Raw genomic sequence first — 18,371 nt, 5'->3', positions numbered from 1 at the left:
TCTTGGACGCTCCTCCGCCTCCCGCCGCGCCGCCGCTTCACTCGGTCCGGCGCCTCCTGGGTTCCATGGAACTGACCCTCACGCTCATGGGCCTGATGATTCTGCTGGTCGTTTTCGGGACCTTGGACCAGGTGCACCTGGGCACCTTCGCGGCCCAAAAAAAATATTTCAGCAGTTGGTTCATTTTTCTGGAAACCGAGTCCGGCGCCCGATTCCCCGTTTTCCCCGGGGGCTACCTCGTCGGCGGGATGTGGCTGGTCAATTTGGCCGCGGCCCACTTTGAGCGGTTTGTCTGGTCCAAAAAGCGCATCGGCATCAGCGTGATCCACGGCGGATTGTTTCTGCTGCTCTTGGGCCAGGGGCTGACCCAAATGTTTTCGGTGGAAAGCCAAATGGCCATTGACGAGGGAACGACCCGCAATTATTCCGAGGATTACCGGGATTCGGAACTCGCGATCATCGACGGGTCCGACCCGGCCGTCGACCGCGTCGTCGCCATTCCCGCTTCCCTGTTGGCCAAGGAAGAAACCCTGGCGCCGGCCGGCCTGCCCTTCGCCGTCACCGTCAAGCGGTTTTTCGCCAACGCGGTTCTGCGGCGGGGCGGCGGCTCCCTGGCCACCCGCGGGATCGGCACGGGGATCGCGGTCGAGGAAGCGCCCCCCGTTTCTTCCGATGACGACGCCAACAACGTGTCGGCTCTGGTCGAGTTCAAGAAAGGCGCCGATTCCCTGGGCACCTGGCTGGTGTCCACGGGCCTGGGCGCGCCCCAGAGCGTCGCCGCCGACGGGCGCGAATACCGCCTGGCCCTTCGCCCCCGGCGCCATTACGTCCCCTTTTCGATCCACCTCAAGGATTTCACCCACGACGTTTATCCCGGGACGGACATCCCCAAGAACTTTTCGAGCCTGGTCCGTTTGACGGACCCCCAAACCGGCGAAGACCGGGACGCCCTGATATACATGAACCACCCCCTGCGGTACCGGGGACTGACGTTTTTCCAGGCCAGTTTCGGCAAGGGCGACACGATGTCGGTCCTCCAAGTCGTTAAAAACCCCGTCTGGGTCACGCCCTACGTGTCCTGTGTCCTGGTTTCCCTGGGCTTGGCCATTCAGTTTCTGACCCACTTGGCCGGATTCCGAAGGAAATTATCATGAAAAAGAACTTGCCGATTTTTGCCGCCGGGCTTTTGGCCGTGGGCCTGGTCTATTCCCTCTTCCCGTCGGGCATGCCGTCGCCGGTGGAGCGCTTCGGTCGGCTTCCCGTTTTGAACGGCGGCCGGGTGAAGCCCATGGATTCCCTGGCGCGAAATTCCCTGTTGTTGTTATCGGGGAAGCAAACCCTGCGCGTCGCGGGCCGCCCGGTGCCGGCCACCCAATGGCTCTTGGACACCCTGTTTCGTCCCGAAGCGGCCGACGCGCACCCCGTTTTTGAAATCAACGATCCGGACGTCCTCGGACTCCTGGGCATTCAACAGGGCCCCCAGCGACGGTATGCCTTTAAAGACCTCGCCCCCCATTTGGAAGCCATCGAAACCCAGGCGCGCCACGCCGAGGGCGTCCGGTCCGAAGATCGCTCCCGGTTTCAGGCTTCGGTCGAAGCCCTTCAGGGCAAGTTGATCCTCTACCAGAAACTTCAAAACACGCTCCAGATTTCCGCGGTCGCGGAATGGCAAAGCGAAGTGGCCGCTTTTGAAGCGGCCTTGGCGGAAAAAAGCCATCCGGCCCCCCGCGCCAAGAAGAAAGCGGATCCCCACGGCGGCGCGGCGATGTTGGCCTCTTTTCGCGATCGCTACACCTTCCTGTCCCAGGCGGCGGAATTTTTCCCGCTTCCCGTCCCGGGTCCGGACCCGGTTCACTGGGTGAGCGTCGGGGCCACCCTGCTCGTTCGATTTGAAGCCCCGGTTCTGCACCCCGGGGTTCCGGCCTACGCCCGCATGGGCGACGCCTACCGGGCGGGCGACAACGCCGCTTTCGGCGGGGCCGTGGACGCCTACCGCGCCTGGCTGCTGGAAAACGTTCCCGCGCCCACCCGGCGAGTCCCCTCGGAAGTCCTGTTCAACCGGTTCGCTCCTTTCTACAAGGCCTTGGTGCTTTACGGCGTGGTGGCGCTTCTGATATTTGTTTCCTTTCTGGCCTGGCCCGAGTCCCTTCGAAAGACGGCTTTCCATATTCTGTGGATCGCCTTCCTCGTCCACACCTTCGGCCTGGTCTCCCGCATCGTCCTGCAGGGGCGGCCGCCGGTGACGAACCTTTATTCGTCGGCGGTCTTTGTGGGGTGGGTGGCCGTGCTCCTGGGCATCGTTCTGGAACGTCTTTACAAAAACGGCCTGGGGGCCCTGGGGGCCGCTGGCATCGGCTTTTTGACCCAGATCATCGCCCACCACCTGGCGACCCAGGGCGACACCATGGAAATGATGCGCGCCGTCCTGGATTCCAATTTTTGGCTCGCCACCCACGTGGTCACGGTGACCATCGGGTACAGCTCCACCTTCCTTTCGGGGTTTTTGGCGATGTTCTATATCCTGCGCGGCCTCTTCAGTTCCAAACTTTCGCCGGAAGCGGGCCGGACGCTGGCCCGAATGGTTTACGGGATCGTGTGCTTCAGCGTCTTTTTCAGCTTTGTGGGAACGGTGCTGGGGGGGATTTGGGCCGACCAATCCTGGGGCCGTTTCTGGGGCTGGGACCCCAAGGAAAACGGCGCCCTCCTGATCGTCCTGTGGAACGCGTTGATTCTGCATTTCCGCTGGGGGGGCTTTGTCCGCCAACGGGGTCTCATGGTGGCCGCCGTCTTCGGCAACATCGTGACGGCCCTCTCCTGGTTCGGGGTCAACATGCTGGGAATCGGCCTTCACTCCTACGGCTTCATGGACAAGGCGTTCCCCTGGCTGGCGGTGTTCGTCGGATCCCAACTCCTCGTCATGCTCCTGGGTCTCTTGCCCGACCGTTTCTGGGGCAGCCGCCCTTGGCCCACGGAACCCGCCGCGCTTTCTTAAATCAGTAAGCCCGCGTCCCTCCGGCGGCGGGTTTTTCCAACACGAAATCCTGGATCAAACGAACGGCCTCGGAGCTCATCGGGCGGTGGCACCCCCTCTCGTGGGCCACCGTCGAAATCAGCGCCTGGGCGAACAGCACTTCCTCCCGCCCTTCCCGGTCGCCGTCCCCCGTTAAAAAATACGCCACGCGCTCGTCCCGCACCACCAGGTTGGCCCCGGGGTCGCCGTGGAAGTGCCCGGCGAAATCGGGAAAAAAGGCGCGGTCGTCGAACCGGCACCGGGGCCAGGGAAATTCGAGCCGGGCCCAGAACTTTCCGGCGGGCGCCGGGCCGGGGGCTTCGGCCGGGGTGGCGGGCCGGGAAGCGGCGGGGGGAAAACGGCGCAACTCAAAACGCCGCCGCAGGAATTCCTCCAATCGGTCCGACGCCGCAAAGACCGACTGAATGTCCGTGGCGCCCCAAGCCAGGCCGTGGTTTTGGAGAATCCAGAGGCGGACCGACTTCTCGGCCGCCGGCGGCCGGGGATTTTTTTTCAGCTCCTCGGCGACGGCGCGGCCCAATTCGTACCCCGGGGTCGCCGGGGGGGCGAATCGAACCTCCGCCCCGCTCCCCAGGGTTTCCAGAACCAACGTTCGGGCCTCCTCCCCGGGCAGCAGGCCGAGCAACTGCCCGCCCAGGCTGTGAACGTGGGCCACCCACCGGTCCGCCAATAAGACGTGCAGGTTCGTTTCGATGGAAACGCGGGGGATCGGCGTTTTTTGGGCCTTGGCCAGGAGGTCCCGGTAGGCCCGCTGTTGGCGCTCCGCGCCCGTCAAACCCCAAAGTTTATCCACCCCGTCCCGTAATTTCTCCAGGTCCATGTCCACCCATCCGCGGGTTTCCGAAACGTCTTTCAGGGGAACCCCGGTGGCTTTGACCCGAATCGTGCGGGAGTCGATTTTGACCGAGGTGTTGCCCCCGGACCCTTGGGACAGCAGGGGGTCGCCGCCCAGGCGGCGGTTTAAAGCGACGAAGTCGGACAGAAATTCGTCAGGCATGGTTGCGGAGCATCAGCTCTTTGGGGTGAGGGGAAAGATAGGTTTGACCTGTCAAGTAGTCCACGCCGTGGACGCGGGCCGCCGAACGGAGCAGCGTCATGGGAACGATCAACGGCACCAATTCCCGACGGAAATCATCGATCGCGCCCGCCAATTCCCGTCGCTCGGCTTCCGAGGCCTTGTCCCGGAAATACCCGGCGGCGTGTTGAAGCGCGTTGACGTGGCGGGAGCGGGGGGGAAGGACGGCCAGGGCGCGGAGAAAACCCGACCGATAGTCGGCCAACAATTCGCCCCAGGGGCGGCCCTTGCCCATGGCCACCAGGCGGCCCAGGGTTTGGTAACTCGCCGGGTCGTGGGCCATGAGGAGCAGTTTTTCGGCCGTGTGAAAGCGCACCAGGGCGCCGAGCCCCTTCTCCAACCCCCGCAGGCGGTGGGTGGCGAAGACCCGCTCCAAAAAGTTTTCCCGAAGGCGGGGATCGTTCAATCGACCCTCGTCCTCCAGGGGCAGGTCCGGCCAGCGGGCCAGGAGCGCCCGGGTGAAAAATCCGACGCCGGATTTGGTCGGCGGGCCCGACCGGTGCACCGACACCCGCTCCAATCCGCAGCTGGGCGAGCCTTTTTTAAGGATGAAGCCGCACAGATCTTCCCGGGCCAGGGCCTCGGCGCGTTTTTCGGCGTAGCGCCGCATGTCGTCGGTCAAATCCCGGCCCGACCGGGGCGCCAGAAGGCGTTCGTCGCCGTCGACCTCCTGGAGGCGGATCGACTCCCGCGGCACGCCCAGGCCCAGCTCCATTTCTGGACAGACGGGCACGAACTCCACGAACCGGGCGAGCAGGTCCGCGGCGAAGGCGTCCCGTTTGTGGCCGCCGTCGTAGCGGACCTTTTGGCCCAGGAGACAGGCGGAAATTCCGACGCGGAGGGGGGCGGTTTGTTTCATCGCGGTATTATCCAACTTTTGGGGGGTGTCCCGGGTCTCGGGGACAAAATGATAATATCCCGCCATGACGCGCCCCCCCTACGCCGCCCTGATCGCCGTCGGCTTTTTCGCCTGCGCGGGCGGGCAACCCAAAGTGTCGACCTTGGTCAAGCAATTGCGGAGCTCGGATTCCGCGGTCAAGATTAAGGCCGCGACCATTCTCGCGGGCCTGGGTTCCCAGGCCGAACCGGCCCTTCCCGGCCTTCTCGCCATGTTCCGGGACACGCGCAAACCTTTGCACGACGCCGCGGCCAAAGCCATCGCGGGAGCGGGCCCCGAAGGCGTTCACGTGTTGGCCGCCGCCTTGTCGGACCGGGACAGCTGGGTGCGTTGCCGAGCCGCCGAGGCCCTGGGATTGGCGGGCCCCGCCGCCGCCCCGGCCGTGCCGGCCCTCGCCCGGGCGCTGTCGGACCACGACTATTGCGTGTCCGGGAAAGCGGCCGAGTCCCTCGGTAAGGTGGGGGAGGCGGCCCTCCCCGCGTTGCTCGAAGCCTTTAAAGATGAAAACACCGCCGTTCGCCGCTTGGCGGCCCAAGCGCTGATTCAAATGGGTCCCGCGGTCCAACGCCGGGCCGCCGAGGAACTCCTGCCGGCGCTTCGGGGCGGAGACGAATTTGAACGGGGCGAAGCCGCCCAGCGTTTGACCTCCATGGGGCCGGCCGCGGTCACCGTGTTTCTGGAATTGCTTTGGGACAAAGATTCGGACTTGCGCCACCGCGCCCTCGACGGTTTGGCCGAAGTGGGCGATTCCAGCCCCGCCGTGGTGGACGCCCTGGCGGGACTTTTCCGGGATTCGGAAACCACCCTCCGCCTTCGCGCCGCCGTCGTGCTGGGCAAAATGGGCCAGAAGAATCCGGCCGTTTTGGCGCGTCTCACCCCCCTCCTCAAGTCCCCGGAATTGGAAACCCGCCGGGGAGCCATTCAAGCCCTGGGGGCCATGGGCACGGCCGGCGCCCCCGCCGTGGACGCCCTGGTGGCGGTCATGTCGGACCCCGCGGACCCCATGAGCGAAGAGGCCGTGGAGGCCCTGAACAACATCGGCACTTTTGAGTCGCTCCGGGCGGCGGAAGGCCACACCCGCAAAGCCTACCTGGACCGCAAGGCCCACCAGGACAAACCCCCCGCCAGGAAAAAATAGATTTCAATGAACGAAAAAAAACGGCCCCCGCCGAAAAGCGGGGGCCGTTTTTATATTTTAAGACGGGACCTATTTTCCGGAACTCTTGGCTTCTTCCTCGCTCATCTTGTCGAAGGCTTTTTCGGCGTTCGCTTTGATGTGCTGACGGACTTCCGCGGAGAGGCCCTTGGCCTCGCCGGCCAGGGTTTTCAGGTCTTCCAGGTTGATGGACGCCAGGGAATACAAGGCGCCGCTTTTGTCCTGGTAGCGGTCGATAACCTTGACCCCGCTGACGACGTTGGAGGTGAAGGTCTTGATCGTGTTCTCGATGAACTGCTCCTCGTTGGCTTTTTGGTCCGCGGGGATGCTCGTGTTGGACATGTAGTCCCGCATGAGGTTCGTGGAGACGACCGAGAGCTGCTTGGAGATTTCCGCGATGGCGCGGTTGTCGGCGGTTTGGCGGCGGAGGGATTCCGAGTGGATGCCCTCGGCGATGCCGACGCCGTAAAACACTTTGCTGTCTTTTTTGAAGGCGCCGCTGCCCTTCATGATCCAGTCCGGCCGCTTCGGTCCGCAGGCGAACAACGCCAGTCCGGCCACCGCGACCCCCGCCCATGTCAACGCGCGTTTCATCTCGATCCTCCTGAACAAAGAATAAGAAAGCTTACTGTCCAAAAACGTATTGGGACAAGAGGCGCCCGGCTTCCTGGGCCAACCCGTCCTCGCCGGCTTCGGTGGTCTTGGCCCGGGCCGTTTCATCGATCAACTGCCCTTCCTGGCCCGAGGGGGTGGACCCGCCCAGCACCTTTCCGTCGGAGTCGATCAACTGCACGTTGCCTTTCCACTGGTAAAATTTCCATTGGGGATGGCCCCGGTCGAAGGGCTCGACCGCCAAGGACGCCTTGAGGCGGAGCGCTCCGGCGGCGCCGTCGGCCACCGCGAAGCCCAGGGACGTCACCTTCTCCGTGATTTTCTCTTTCAGGCGGGACTCCTTGGCCGACTCGGCGTCGACCGTGACCCGCAGGCCGCTCACCACGGCGTTCAAATCCTGCTCCAGGGCGGTGGAGGTGTTGCCGTTCAAGTCCGCCATGCCCGCGGGGTCCACCAGTCGGCGCCGGGCGGCCAGTTCGTCCCGGGACCGGGACACCGTGAGGGCCTGGGCCAACGCCCGGGATTTGGCCAACGGCGTCGTGGCCCGGCGGGCTTCGTTTCGGCGGGCGTTGATCGTTTCCTCGAGGTCGGTGATCTGGGTGCTCAGCGAGCGTTGGGCGGTGACTTTGTCCAGAAGGGCCAGGGCGTAATATTTTTTGCCCTTCTTATCGAACCAGGTTTCTTTGATGACGACGCCTTCCAATAAGTTGTCCGTGGAAACCGTCGTGTTCAGTTCGCTTTTTTGGGTGCCCAGGGCGGGGCCCCGGCGTTTGCCCGCGGCGGAGGATTGCTCCGTCTGGGTGTCTTTCATGGTTTGTTGAACGCGCGCCTGAAAGGTTTTTGAAATTTCGGCCCGGGCGTTGGTGCGGGCGGCGTCCAAATCCGACCCGACCCCCACGCCGACCACATACTTGGATTCGGGGTAAGCGCGGTCCGACCCCCGCACCCAGGCGGGAACCTTGGCCGCCGAGGCCGCCAGCGCGGCCCCCAACAAACCCAAAGCGATCAACGATCGTGTCCCAATGCGTTTCGTCATGAATGCCTCCTCCATCTTAGAAAATTATTCCGCGGATCGAACCATGGCGTAGGTCCGGCGTCCGGCGGTGATTTTGACCCCGGCCAGGGTTCGGCTCCGCGCCACCCCGCCGGATCCATTCAGAAAATCCACCGTCACGTCGTGGTCCCCCGCGGGCAGGGGCAGTCGCGCCATTAAAATTTGATCGGGCAAGGTCCGCCAGGACCGCTTGTCCGCGGTTTCGGTCAACGCCACGGCCGCTTGAAGAAGCGCCTTGACCAGCCGCCCGGCGCCGCCGTTGTTTTTTTTCTCCACCTTTTCGGACACTTTCTGCGTGATCAAATATTTGACGACCGCCCGGGCGATGGCCTTGGCCCGGGTGCGGGCGATGCGGTCCTTCAAATTCTGCTTGGCGATGGCGCCGACGTCCTCGACCAGCGCGCCGGCGGCCTGGACGCCGACGGCCGAGGCCCGGAGGCCGCGGACGGTGTAGGGCGTGTCCTGGTACACCGGCACCGCGAGACGAATCATTTTGTCGGCGGCGATGCCCCGGAGAACCGCGCGGGCTTCGTCCACCTTGGCGTCGGCCTCGCTGCCCGCCTTAAGCTGGTCGACGTAAACCCACCCGTTGGTGACGCTGATTTCAAAAAACGAGTCCATCTTTTGCGGGGCGAAGCCGTTGTAGTCCAGCACGATCAGTTCGCCCTCGTTCCCCGTTCGGGCCGGGGGGGCGTCGCCCCACCGATTCTTGATATCGGCCATTTCGTCCCGGAAGCCCAGGGCTTTGGCGGTCCGGAGCGCGTCGGCCACGAGGCCCTCGGGTCGCGGCGTTTTGTATTTCTTCGCGTAACCGTCGTACGCTTCCAGAGCTTTAAAAAAAGAGACGTACGCGTCGTTGATTTCCCCGGCGTCTTCGTAGAAAAGACCCGCGAGGTAGCGGGCGAAGGCGTCTTCGGTGTGGGCGTTTTTCCGGCCGAAATCCACCTGAAGGGTTTTGAGGTAGAAATCCACCTGACGGCACTCGACCAGGGCTTCGGCGGGCTGGCCGAGAAGGGCGTAATTGACGGCGCTGAACACGTGAATCAGGGCCCGCTCGAAATCCTCGCCGTAGTAGGGCCGCATGTTGTCGCTGACGAGGAACGTGGAGGCTTCGGTCGTGACGCTTTTGGTGAGGAGGTCCTTGGCCGTGCGCTTGGCCTGCTCAAAGACGTTGTTGCTGGCCGCCCAGTCGCCCGCGAGTTGAAGAAGAAAGGCCCGGTCCAATTCAAAGAGCAGGGCGTTTTTGGCGCCGTAGGAATCCTTGGCGCCTTCCACGCGGGCCGCCGCCTGGGCGAACTCGCCCCGGCCGACCATCCCGTTCAACTCGCGAACGCCGAACCCCGCCGCGCAGCCGGCGGCCAACAGAAGCAGCGGAAGCGCCCCTCGCCGTTGCACGGGGAAAGGCCTCCCGAATCCTCCGGGTTAAAACTTTTTCTTGCGGTAGGTGACCAGTTTCTTGATTTTCTTCTGGCCGATCCAGGCTTTTTCGTTGGAGGACATGTCGATCATTTCCAACTCGATCTGGTAATACTTCACTTCCTGCTTGCCCGCGCCGTCCATGATCGTGTTGATCTGGCCTTTGAGCATGAAGTCGGCGCCGTATTCCTGGCCCATGCTTTTGGCGGTTTTGACCGAGGAATTCCTGGCCTGATCCAGGCGCTCCTCGCGAACTTCGTCCCGTTGATCCTTGGCGGCGACGAACTTCACCTGGCCCGAGTTGGTGAGTTCGCGTTCGAGGTCCTTCACAAAGGTCTCGGTGTTGATGTGCTCGTGGCTCTTGTTCAAGACGGTCCCCACGATGACGCGGGGTTTGACGCCCTTGGCGCCCGAAAACTCGCCCAACCAGGGGCGGGAGAGGGAATCCTTCACCATCTCCTCGGCCGTCATGCGGGAGTCGGTGTCGTTCCAGTCCCCGGAAAGATCGATGGTCTGGTCCACCTCGGTGCGTTGGACCTTGGGGGCGGTGGCGCAGCCGACCCCAAACACCAGGGCGGCGGACAAAACGATGGAAAGGCGAACGTCGTTCATGAGTTCCTCCTAAAAGGGATAGGGAAAGTCTAGTTCATGAAGTCCCGGGGCGCAAGGACCGGACGCGATCGCCTTCTCCCCGGGCTCTTGCGGCGGGCTTCCAAAAGTAAAAGGAGAGCGCCCGAGGTTTCGCCCGGGCGAGGAGAAGGCCATGACCAACGTCGATTTGCGAAAAGCGGGGAGGAACGTTCCCGGGCGTTTTTACACCACCGCCTGTTGCATCGCCTGCGGATCCTGCGAAGTCCTGGCCCCGGCCTCTTCCGGGGGTTTCCCTCCGGGCGGTACGTGGTGATTCGCCCGTCCCGGGACGAGAAAGAGCGGGCCGCCGTCTTGGTGGCTTACCAAATCATTTTCGAGCCCAACGCGCCCGGTCCGTGCATTGTCGACACGCTGGACCCCGAAAACACCCCCGACGAGCTTAAAGACCGCTCGGCGAAAGGCGGCGTTGAACTTTGAATCAAAAAAACCGATGATGGTCCCGTGAAAGCCCCTTCGAGCCCCTACGCCGCGCTCATTCAACAAAACGATATTGAAGGTCTGATCGACGCCGTTCCACGGGCCCCGGCGGCCCATCGGAAGATCCTCGTCGATGCCATTTACTCGATCTATCAGGACATCGCCATGGCCCTGGCGGAGGGGAAATTGAAGTGGCCCCGGGCCGATCTTTTGTTCGATCGGGTGGCCCGGACGCTCGATCGGTTGTGGGATCGGTCGGATTTTGAGAGCCGCTGGGACATCCAACTCCTGACCTTGGGAATGTTTCCCCGGGCCCCCCGGGCCCTTCGTCGAAAACGGGCCGGGATTCTCCGGTCCCTGGCGGACCGTTGGCTCGCCCGCCGTCCCGGCGACCCGGTCGCCCTCCAGAAAAAGGCCGAAGCGCTTTGCCGGGATTGCCTCGTGGATCGAAAGACGGCGGCCCTCCGGCGTCTCCTGGATTTTCATCGGGTCACGGCGGGTCGGTTGGGCGCCAAGGCCTTTTGGGGCCTTTGGCTCTCGCACTTGAAACGCGTGGCCAAAGGAATTCCCGCGTCGCAAAAATTGATCCTGAAACGGGGCGAAAAAGATTTTTGCGTCCTGGCCGGGCGGGAGTGGTCCGCGGGTCGACTGAACCCCTTCGTCCTGGCGGAGGCCTTCCACGAACTGGCCCACGGGGCCGATGTCCCCGCCGGGTGGCGGGCCGAGCGCCGGTTTTGGTTGGATCGTTGCCTTTCCGATTGGCCCCGGGACGCGGAAACGCCCCAGGTTCTGTACCGACGGGGGGACGTTTTTCGGCGGGCGTACGATCACTTCAAAGACGTCCGCTATTTGATCGGCGCCCAAGGGTGTTACCAAAAACAGTGGGATAAAGCCCCTGCCGGCGCTCTTTATTCTTTGAACCGGACCAAAACCGCCCTGGCGGAATGGAGTCGGCCGGAAAGCGAAAATCGTTACCGGCGGATGATTCGGGAGCAATGGCCCGCCATCGAATCGACGGTCAAGCAGCCGGTGCCGTATTCCACCCCATTGAAGCTCAAGTCCGCGACGTGGTTTTCCAAGTTGAATTTGGCCGTCGAATTCCTGGAAAAGAACCGGGACGTTCTTTTGGCCGAGGACCCGTCGACCCCCTGGGATCGGCGGCGATTGGAGATGAGTTTAAAGGCCGAAAAAGCCGGCGAAGGGTATTATTCGACGCCTTACCGGAATTTGGTGGACGTTTGCGCCCGATTGGGCCGTTGGGCCGAGGCCGAAGCCTGGATGATCCGGTTTTTCCTTCGACACACGATTGTCGTCGACGGCGATTTCCGGGCCTTCGCCCGGGCCCCCTGGGCCAAGAAACGGATTCCCTTGACCCAAACTCTCCGGTCGATTCTTGAATATTACGAAGGATTCGCGCCGTCCTACTATGACGGCGGAATGCCCCCCGATCGGCTTCGACGTTTATCCCTCCCCCGCCTCCGCCAAGTCCTCCGCGTCGAGCTGGACAAGGCGCGTTTGTTGAAGCGTCGTTCCCGACCGTAGCCGCCATCCCGAGGATTCCCCGGCATGATGGGCATCATGGATTTGTGCCGATAATAGAAGTAGGGTTTGGTCGTTTCGCCGGGACGATCGGCGGGACCACCCGTCTCGCTCCCGGTGCGGGTTGGGATGCGGTTCGACGGTGGGTTTTTCGTTTCTGTGGGATAAATTCCAAATCCAGGGACCTTCAGGAGCTAAACCATGGCGCGCCTTCTTTGGGACGATAAATACCTCACGGGTTATCCGGAAGTGGACGAGCAGCACCGGGGGATTTTTCAGCGGTTGAACGACCTGCACGACGCCGCCGCCACCCAAAATCGTCCGGAATTGACCGGGGAGGCCCTTGCTTTCCTGATCCAATACACCTTGATGCATTTCCGATGCGAAGAAGACGCCATGGCCGGCGTCGGCTACCCCCACCGGGACGCCCACAAAGACCTGCACGACGATTTTTCGTCAACAATCAGGGCCCTCAGCAAACGCTTTCAAAGGGGGGAACGGGATTTGTGGCGGGAGATTTCGGACCTGATCTCCCGGTGGATCACCGGCCACATCCTGGAGCACGACCTGGCTCTGGCCGCCTATTTTCGCGCCGCGTCGACGGGGAGCGGCGTGTTTTCCTCCCCGGAAGCGCCGGCCGGCGGGTGGGCCGGGATTGGAGAGTCGGTCGTGTCGCGGTCGCCGTCCGTGGACACAGGCGGGTGAGCGGCCCCGTCCGCCGTTCCGATTTTTGTGGTATAATGACCTCGTTATGAAATTCAATTTCGCCAAGGCTATTTATCTTTGCTCGTCCATGGCCCCGTGGGTGTCGACCCGTCGGGACCACGGGACCCGGGCGCTTGGCGTCGGAGGATCGGCCTCCTAAGCCATCCTTCGAATCACCGAAGTTCAAGCGCCCACGGTCCCAACGGATCGTGGGTTTTTTCGTTGCCGCTAGGCAACGCCCCTGTCAGTCGGAAGGGGCCAAGAGGAAAGGCAACGCCCCTGTCAGTCGGAAGGGGGGATAAACCCCCTCAGTAAAAAGGAGATTAACGTGGAGGAAGAGCTGGAAAAAAACGTGCGGGAATTGCGATTGGCCGAACAGGCCATCCTGAAAGAAGCGCTGGAGAAAAAAGACACCCGGATCCGGGAATTGGAGACCGAGGCGCTTTATCTGCGAAGGACCCTGAACGAAGCCCTGGCGGTGCCCCGGGCGGCCGTGGCTTTGGCCGCGACGGCGGGCCCCGCGCGCCCGGTTCGGGGCGAAACGCCCCGGCGGTGGAAACCGTGAGGCCGGCGGCGCGGGAACGCGGCGCCCTTGGCGTCGGCCATCGGTCTATGGTACAGTGTGGCCGTGATCGAACACGTCGTCCTCTTTAAACTCAAGGCCGAGGCGCCCGACGAGCGCAAGGCCGAAATGCTCCGGCAGTTGACGGGGCTCAAAGACCGGATTCCGGGCATTCTCGGGGTGTCGGCGGGCGTCAATTTCAGCGCCCGCGCCCAGGGCTACACCCACGGTTTTGTGGTGCGCTTTCGCGATCGCGCCGCGCTGGACGCCTATTTGCCCCACCCCGCCCATCAGGCGGTGGTGGAAAACCACGTGCGCCCCATCAGCGAGGGCGTGCTGGCCCTCGATTACGAATTTCAGTAAGGCCCCCGCCGGTGCGCGCCCGCGGGATTCTCGTTTTCCTCTTTTCCCTTCCCGCCCTTCTGGGCGCCGTCGAACCCTCCGTCCCCGCCGTTGACTCCACGACCGCCGACGCCACGTTGTGGGAAAAGAGGCCCATTCGCTTTCCGCCGCTCTTTTGGTGGGAACGGGAGGGCGACCGCCGGTTTCTGATGGCGTCCCTGATTTACTGGGATTGGAAGGACACCGACGCCTCCCAGAAACTCCTTTTCCCGCTTTTTTACAGCGGCCGGGAAACCGACCGCTCCCTCCTGGTGTCCCTGCCCTTTGTGGCCGCCTATCGGCGGGGCGCGGAACGTTGGCTGGCGGCCGGGCCCTGGTATCGATCCCGCGGGGCGGTTTTCGCCCGTACGGCCCTTTTCCCGGTGTACTGGCAACAAACCCGGTTGGGCGGCGGGCGGGCGACGACGTTTTTGCCCTTTCTCTTTTACGATTACCGGAACGCCGACCGGTCCAAAATCGACCAGGTTTGGCCGGTGGGTTTTCGCCGGGTTCGGGGCACGGAAACCCGGGGATGGATTTTAAACTACGTTTGGGCCCGGGCGCCGGACGAAGGGTTTCGAACGCTCTTCCCGCTCTATTGGCACACCCATTCTCCCGAACGGCGGACGGACGTGGCGGGCCCTTTTTACCGCCGATGGGAATCCCGCCCAGACGGTGACCGCCGTTACGCCGGTCTCTTCCCCCTGGCGGGCGCGGGGGGGACGTTGGCCTCCACCGCCGTAAGCAGCCACTACCTCTTCCCCGTTTACTTTTACGATCGGGAGCCGAATCACTCCCTTTGGCTGACGATCCTGGCCAGCCGGGAGAAAATCGCCGATCGCCGCCGTGGCCATCTGTTGCTTTATTACTACGATCGGGACCCGGACCAGAGCGGCGCCGGTGTTTTCCCCGTTTTTTATCATGGAACCAGCGCCGACGGTTTTTCCCGGGCCACCCAGGTGTTGAATTTTTACGATCGACGGGAGGGGGACGACCGGTTTCAAACCGTGTTCCCCCTGTACGGGCGGTGGCGAAATTCGGGGGGGTCGCGATTTCTTTCCTGGGGAATCTGGCGTCGTCGGACCGAACTCTTGACGGCGGAGGGCATTTCCCGGGGGACCTCGACCAGCGGATGGGCCTTCCTCTACCACTGGAAAAACGACAGCCTCGGCAACGAAACCCGGGTGTTGTTCCCCCTGTATTGGCATTACAAACGCCCCCCGGATTGGGGAATGGATTTGGCTTTCCCGCTTTACTTCCACTACCGGGACGGGCCCCTCTCCCTCACCGCCTCGCCCTTTTTCGTCCACGCCCGTCGAGAAGGAAAGGAAAGCTGGAGTTGGCTGTTCCTCTATTGGCGGAACGATTTCGGCCCCAGGAAGGCCGACCTGCTCTTTCCCTTTTACTACCGGGAGCGGGGGCCCCGGCGGTGGACCGTGGTCACCCCGGTGTTCTGGTCCCGGCGAAGCGCCTCGTCCCGGGAAGGCGCCCTGCCCCTGGCCTATTGGTACGCCAGCCGGGAGAAGGCCCGGACCTTCGTGGTGCCCTTCTACGGCCACGCGCGCACCCCCGAGAGCCGATGGACCGTGGTGGGCCTGGGCTACCACCATCAAAACGCCGAGGGACGGACCTACGGCCTTTTCCCAATATGGGGGCGGTTTTTTTCCGAAAAATCTTCGGGCAGTTATCTGCTGCCTTTCTATTGGTCTTCCGGGGATGGAAAAGGCAACGGTTCCCTGGTTCTTCCGCTGCTGCTGACTTCGGTCGCCCAGAGCAAAACCGGCACGCCGGACCGGGAGCGCCACGTCAACTACTTGATACTGGGCTCCGTGCACCACAAAGGGCCGGATCTTTCCCATGGGTTCTTCCCGCTTTACCAATTCACCCGGGAGGGGGGCTTTCGAAACTTTTGGGCGCCCCGGATTTTGCCTCTCATTGCCTGGGAACGGCGGGGGGAGTCGCGGCTCGGATATCTTTTCCCCTACGGTTGGCGGCGAACGGCCGCCTTGGATTGGGATTTCGTTTTTCCGCTTTGGTACCGGTCCGCCCATTACGCGGTGGAGGAAGGGACCGTCCCGCGGCGGGGCGCGCTCACGGAACGGTCCAGCGCTTTTTTCCCGGTTTACTGGAGCGGGGCCAACGCCACCCGGTCCTACGCTTTTGTGCCGCCGATTTACGGGCGCTTCGATGAGACCGTTTCCACCGGCACCGCCGATCGCCATCGCCGGTTCCGGGTGGTGACGCCCCTCGGGTGGAGCGCCGACACCGCGGCCGGGGGAAAATTCCGACTTTTCTTCCCGTTTTATTGGCGGGTGGTCACGGCCCCCCGGGCGGACCAATCCACCAAGGACGTGGCGGTTTACGGCCCCTGGTTTCGGGTGAAAACCGCCGGGGCGGCGGGCGGGTCCCGCACGGTGGGGTTGGCGCCCCTTTTTTCCGCGACCCGCACGACCGACGGGGACCGGTATTTCGACGTGCTGGGCGGGCTCTACGCCCGGGACGCCCGGGGCGGGCGGGTGCGCCACCGGTTCCTTTACATTTTTTCAACGGCCCCCCGCTGGAACACCGGTGGTAAAAAATAGTTAAATAGAGGCACGCCACCCAAGGAGAACTTTCATGTCCGACGCCCCCGCCCCCAGCCCCGAGAAAAAACGCGCCTTTGATACCTACGATTTGCTGGTGATCTCCACCGAGGAAATCACCCCGAAAAACCGGCACATCCGCTTCGACATCCAGGGGGGCAAAAAACTCGAATTCAAAGCCGGCCAGTTCGCCCAGATTTTCGTGCCCCACGAAGGCAAGATCCGGCGGACGAGCTATTCCATCGCCTCCAGCCCCCAGCACACCGACTACTTCGAACTGTGCGTCACCCTGGTGGACGGCGGGGTCTCGTCGACTTTCCTTCACAAGCTCCGACCCGGGGACAAAGTGCAGGCCATGGCGCCTCTGGGCACCTTCACGCTCAAAGACGAATCCCGGGACATGGTGTTCATCTCCACGGGGTCCGGCGTGGCGCCTTTCCGAAGCATCATCCAGGACCAACTCGCCAAGGGGACGAAGAAAAACCTGTATCTCATTTACGGCCACCGCTACGAACCGGACCTTTTGTACCGGTCGGAATGGGAAGCCACGGTCCAAAAGCACCCGAATTTTCACGTCCTCTTTTCGTTGAGCCGCGACACCAACTGGAAAGGCGAGCGGGGGTATGTGCAGGAGAAAATCGAGAAGTTCGTTCCGGCGTTGAAAGAAAAGAATTTTTTCATCTGCGGTTTAAACAACATGATCACCGCGGTCAATGACCGGCTCCTCGCCCTGGGCGTTCCCAAGGAACAAATTCACTTCGAGCGGTACGACTAGTCCCGATAACGGGTTTTCGTCCCCCGGAGCCGCGACGCGGCTCCGGGGGATTTTTTTAGGGCGGGGGTCAGGCCGCGGGGGCGGGGCGAAGTTCTTCCAAGGGGGGAAGAACTTTGTTGCGGCGCTCGAGGAAGGCCTTCATGCGCCCCGGGGCCAGTCGGCCGATGGAAGGCATCTTGAGGGTGAGGAAGTTGACGAGGGAGCCGTTTTTCATGATTTGAAAGTGCAGGTGCGGCCCCGTGGAGTAGCCCGTGGAACCCACGCGGCCGATGAACTGCCCCTGCTTGACGTGGTTGCCCACCGCCAGTCCCGGGGCGTAGCGGGACAGATGTCCGTAGTAAGTCGTATACATCCCGTTGTGGCGGATTCTAATCAGGTTTCCCAGGGCGTTGTTCCATCCCCGGGAAATCACGACGCCGTCGCCGATGCTGACCACGGGCGTCCCGATCGCGGCGGCGTAGTCCGTGCCGTGGTGGGCGCGCCATTTCCGCAAGATGGGGTGAAATCGCCGGTTGGTGAAGCCCGAGGAAATACGCCGGAAATTGAGCGGCGCGTGCAGAAACGCCTTCCGCAGGGACGCCCCGTCTTCTTCGTAGTAGTCCCCCGCGAAGAAGGTGGCCGTGTGCCGGCCCGTTTCCTCTCCGTCGTAAATCGCCGCCGTGATCGTCACGTTCGTCAGGTGCCCGTCGGGGGTGCGCTCTTCTTTCCAGGCCAGGGCGTAGCGGTCGCCCTGGCGGGGTTCCGTCAGAAAGTCAATGTTCCAGGCGAAAATATCCGAAAAAGCCAATATCACCGCCGGCTCCAACCCGCCCGCGGTCATGCTGGCCCAAAGCGAATCGTTCAGGGTTCCGGCCGCGGATTTTTCCCGGGCGGCCAGGGGCAGGGGTTCCTTGCGCGCCACCAGGCCCTGGGGCGCCGATTCGACCACGAACCGCTCCAATTTGCGGACGATGGAAAGCCGGGCGAAATCCCCGGCGGTGGAATGGATCAATTCGTAGCGGTCGGACTCGTTGAGGGTCCGGGGATCCAGCACGCCGGTCAGGGCGCTGGCCACGGCCTGGGCTTTTTGAGGGGGGAGCGAGGCGGCGTTCAAGACGGTGTAGAGCATGGTGCCGCGGGTGAACCGGCCTTCGGTCACGCGCTCGGGGGCCGACGAGGGGAAAAGACGGGGGGCTTCCGTGACCAAGGGAATCGGCACGGTCAAGCGGCCCCGGGTGGACAAGGTCCAGAGAAGGAGGACGCCCCCGGCCGAAAGACCCAACACCCAGGCCGCCAGGCGTAGGGCTTCCTGTCCGCCCGGCGAGGCCAACAACTGATTTAATTTTTCCCGCACCGCGACATTATAGGGCCCTCGTCGGTGACTGTCAACGGCGCGGGGGGTCGACCCTCTGGGGCGAGCGCGGTCGTTGGAGTCTCCGGAAACGGCGGCGCGGGGGGTCCCGCCAATCATCGGGCGGGAGCGCCGTCCCATCCGACGAACTGGGACGGCACCTGTCGGCGCCGTCCTCGGGCTGTGC

General features: G+C 63.1%; 18 protein-coding genes. 11 read left to right on the top strand and 7 right to left on the bottom strand.

The genetic code is table 11. The features are described 5' to 3' along the window. Positions 1–65: 65 nt before the first annotated feature. Both IPP68_07295 and ccsA read left to right on the top strand, forming a co-directional pair. Positions 66–1,154 carry a cytochrome c biogenesis protein ResB gene (locus IPP68_07295; protein ID MBL0350162.1) on the top strand — a complete coding sequence of 363 codons (1,089 nt, stop codon included), beginning with the start codon at positions 66–68 and terminating at the stop codon, positions 1,152–1,154. After that, a complete protein-coding gene (gene ccsA / locus IPP68_07290; GenBank protein MBL0350161.1) occupies positions 1,145–2,992 on the top strand; it encodes a cytochrome c biogenesis protein CcsA in 1,848 nt (615 codons plus the stop codon). The genes IPP68_07295 and ccsA overlap by 10 nt, the downstream gene beginning before the upstream one ends. Position 2,993: 1 nt before the next feature. On the opposite strand, the gene IPP68_07285 is transcribed toward ccsA, so the two are convergent. Further along, positions 2,994–4,028 carry a class II aldolase/adducin family protein gene (locus IPP68_07285; GenBank protein MBL0350160.1) on the bottom strand — a complete coding sequence of 345 codons (1,035 nt, stop codon included), beginning with the start codon at positions 4,026–4,028 and terminating at the stop codon, positions 2,994–2,996. Further along, the gene (locus IPP68_07280; GenBank protein ID MBL0350159.1) at positions 4,021–4,965 is read right to left on the bottom strand and encodes a DUF523 and DUF1722 domain-containing protein; all 945 of its coding nucleotides are present in this window, start codon (positions 4,963–4,965) and stop codon (positions 4,021–4,023) included. The genes IPP68_07285 and IPP68_07280 overlap by 8 nt, the downstream gene beginning before the upstream one ends. A gap of 64 nt (positions 4,966–5,029) precedes the next feature. On the opposite strand from IPP68_07280, the gene IPP68_07275 reads away from it, so the two are divergent. Beyond that, positions 5,030–6,142, top strand: coding sequence for a HEAT repeat domain-containing protein (locus tag IPP68_07275; protein MBL0350158.1), 1,113 nt, complete (start codon positions 5,030–5,032; stop codon positions 6,140–6,142). 69 nt (positions 6,143–6,211) lie between these two features. On the opposite strand, the gene IPP68_07270 is transcribed toward IPP68_07275, so the two are convergent. The 4 genes from IPP68_07270 to IPP68_07255 are packed head-to-tail and all read right to left on the bottom strand — an operon-like array spanning position 6,212 to position 9,854. Then, positions 6,212–6,754 carry an LPP20 family lipoprotein gene (locus tag IPP68_07270; protein MBL0350157.1) on the bottom strand — a complete coding sequence of 181 codons (543 nt, stop codon included), beginning with the start codon at positions 6,752–6,754 and terminating at the stop codon, positions 6,212–6,214. 31 nt (positions 6,755–6,785) lie between these two features. Further along, on the bottom strand, positions 6,786–7,808 hold the full coding sequence (locus tag IPP68_07265; protein MBL0350156.1) for an LPP20 family lipoprotein: 1,023 nt from the start codon (positions 7,806–7,808) through the stop codon (positions 6,786–6,788). Between the two features lie 24 nt (positions 7,809–7,832). Further along, positions 7,833–9,221 carry a hypothetical protein gene (locus tag IPP68_07260; protein ID MBL0350155.1) on the bottom strand — a complete coding sequence of 463 codons (1,389 nt, stop codon included), beginning with the start codon at positions 9,219–9,221 and terminating at the stop codon, positions 7,833–7,835. Positions 9,222–9,248: 27 nt separating this feature from the next. Further along, complete coding sequence (locus IPP68_07255) at positions 9,249–9,854, bottom strand: penicillin-binding protein activator LpoB (protein MBL0350154.1); 606 nt, start codon at positions 9,852–9,854, stop codon at positions 9,249–9,251. A 151-nt stretch (positions 9,855–10,005) separates the two neighbouring features. On the opposite strand from IPP68_07255, the gene IPP68_07250 reads away from it, so the two are divergent. The 8 genes from IPP68_07250 (at position 10,006) to IPP68_07215 (ending at position 16,854) form a co-directional block, all read left to right on the top strand. Beyond that, positions 10,006–10,146 (top strand): hypothetical protein, encoded by a 141-nt coding sequence (locus IPP68_07250; protein ID MBL0350153.1) that lies wholly within the window; start codon positions 10,006–10,008, stop codon positions 10,144–10,146. Next, on the top strand, positions 10,143–10,310 hold the full coding sequence (locus tag IPP68_07245) for a hypothetical protein (protein ID MBL0350152.1): 168 nt from the start codon (positions 10,143–10,145) through the stop codon (positions 10,308–10,310). The genes IPP68_07250 and IPP68_07245 overlap by 4 nt, the downstream gene beginning before the upstream one ends. Positions 10,311–10,334: 24 nt before the next feature. After that, a complete protein-coding gene (locus IPP68_07240) occupies positions 10,335–11,852 on the top strand; it encodes a hypothetical protein (protein MBL0350151.1) in 1,518 nt (505 codons plus the stop codon). A 198-nt stretch (positions 11,853–12,050) separates the two neighbouring features. Further along, positions 12,051–12,554, top strand: coding sequence for a hemerythrin family protein (locus IPP68_07235; protein MBL0350150.1), 504 nt, complete (start codon positions 12,051–12,053; stop codon positions 12,552–12,554). A gap of 328 nt (positions 12,555–12,882) precedes the next feature. Continuing rightward, on the top strand, positions 12,883–13,119 hold the full coding sequence (locus tag IPP68_07230) for a hypothetical protein (protein MBL0350149.1): 237 nt from the start codon (positions 12,883–12,885) through the stop codon (positions 13,117–13,119). Positions 13,120–13,182: 63 nt separating this feature from the next. Next, a complete protein-coding gene (locus IPP68_07225) occupies positions 13,183–13,479 on the top strand; it encodes a Dabb family protein (GenBank protein MBL0350148.1) in 297 nt (98 codons plus the stop codon). Between the two features lie 11 nt (positions 13,480–13,490). Continuing rightward, the gene (locus IPP68_07220) at positions 13,491–16,079 is read left to right on the top strand and encodes a hypothetical protein (GenBank protein ID MBL0350147.1); all 2,589 of its coding nucleotides are present in this window, start codon (positions 13,491–13,493) and stop codon (positions 16,077–16,079) included. A 34-nt stretch (positions 16,080–16,113) separates the two neighbouring features. After that, on the top strand, positions 16,114–16,854 hold the full coding sequence (locus tag IPP68_07215) for an FAD-dependent oxidoreductase (protein MBL0350146.1): 741 nt from the start codon (positions 16,114–16,116) through the stop codon (positions 16,852–16,854). A gap of 67 nt (positions 16,855–16,921) precedes the next feature. Here IPP68_07215 and IPP68_07210 read toward each other — a convergent pair whose 3' ends face one another. Further along, positions 16,922–18,187, bottom strand: a complete 1,266-nt coding sequence (locus IPP68_07210; protein MBL0350145.1) for a M23 family metallopeptidase — start codon at positions 18,185–18,187, stop codon at positions 16,922–16,924. Between the last annotated feature and the right edge of the window lie 184 nt (positions 18,188–18,371).

Source organism: Elusimicrobiota bacterium (genome assembly GCA_016722575.1).
Classification (GTDB): Bacteria; Elusimicrobiota; Elusimicrobia; order FEN-1173; family FEN-1173; genus JADKIY01.
This window is presented reverse-complemented; position numbering and strand designations above follow the sequence as displayed.

Coding starts and splice junctions, on each gene's coding strand:
- IPP68_07255 (MBL0350154.1), bottom strand. CDS start 9,854: ATGAACGACGTTCGCCTTTCCATCGTTTTGTCCGCCGCCCTGGTGTTT.
- IPP68_07235 (MBL0350150.1), top strand. CDS start 12,051: ATGGCGCGCCTTCTTTGGGACGATAAATACCTCACGGGTTATCCGGAA.
- IPP68_07275 (MBL0350158.1), top strand. CDS start 5,030: ATGACGCGCCCCCCCTACGCCGCCCTGATCGCCGTCGGCTTTTTCGCC.
- IPP68_07250 (MBL0350153.1), top strand. CDS start 10,006: ATGACCAACGTCGATTTGCGAAAAGCGGGGAGGAACGTTCCCGGGCGT.
- IPP68_07215 (MBL0350146.1), top strand. CDS start 16,114: ATGTCCGACGCCCCCGCCCCCAGCCCCGAGAAAAAACGCGCCTTTGAT.
- IPP68_07285 (MBL0350160.1), bottom strand. CDS start 4,028: ATGCCTGACGAATTTCTGTCCGACTTCGTCGCTTTAAACCGCCGCCTG.
- IPP68_07295 (MBL0350162.1), top strand. CDS start 66: ATGGAACTGACCCTCACGCTCATGGGCCTGATGATTCTGCTGGTCGTT.
- IPP68_07280 (MBL0350159.1), bottom strand. CDS start 4,965: ATGAAACAAACCGCCCCCCTCCGCGTCGGAATTTCCGCCTGTCTCCTG.
- IPP68_07265 (MBL0350156.1), bottom strand. CDS start 7,808: ATGACGAAACGCATTGGGACACGATCGTTGATCGCTTTGGGTTTGTTG.
- IPP68_07270 (MBL0350157.1), bottom strand. CDS start 6,754: ATGAAACGCGCGTTGACATGGGCGGGGGTCGCGGTGGCCGGACTGGCG.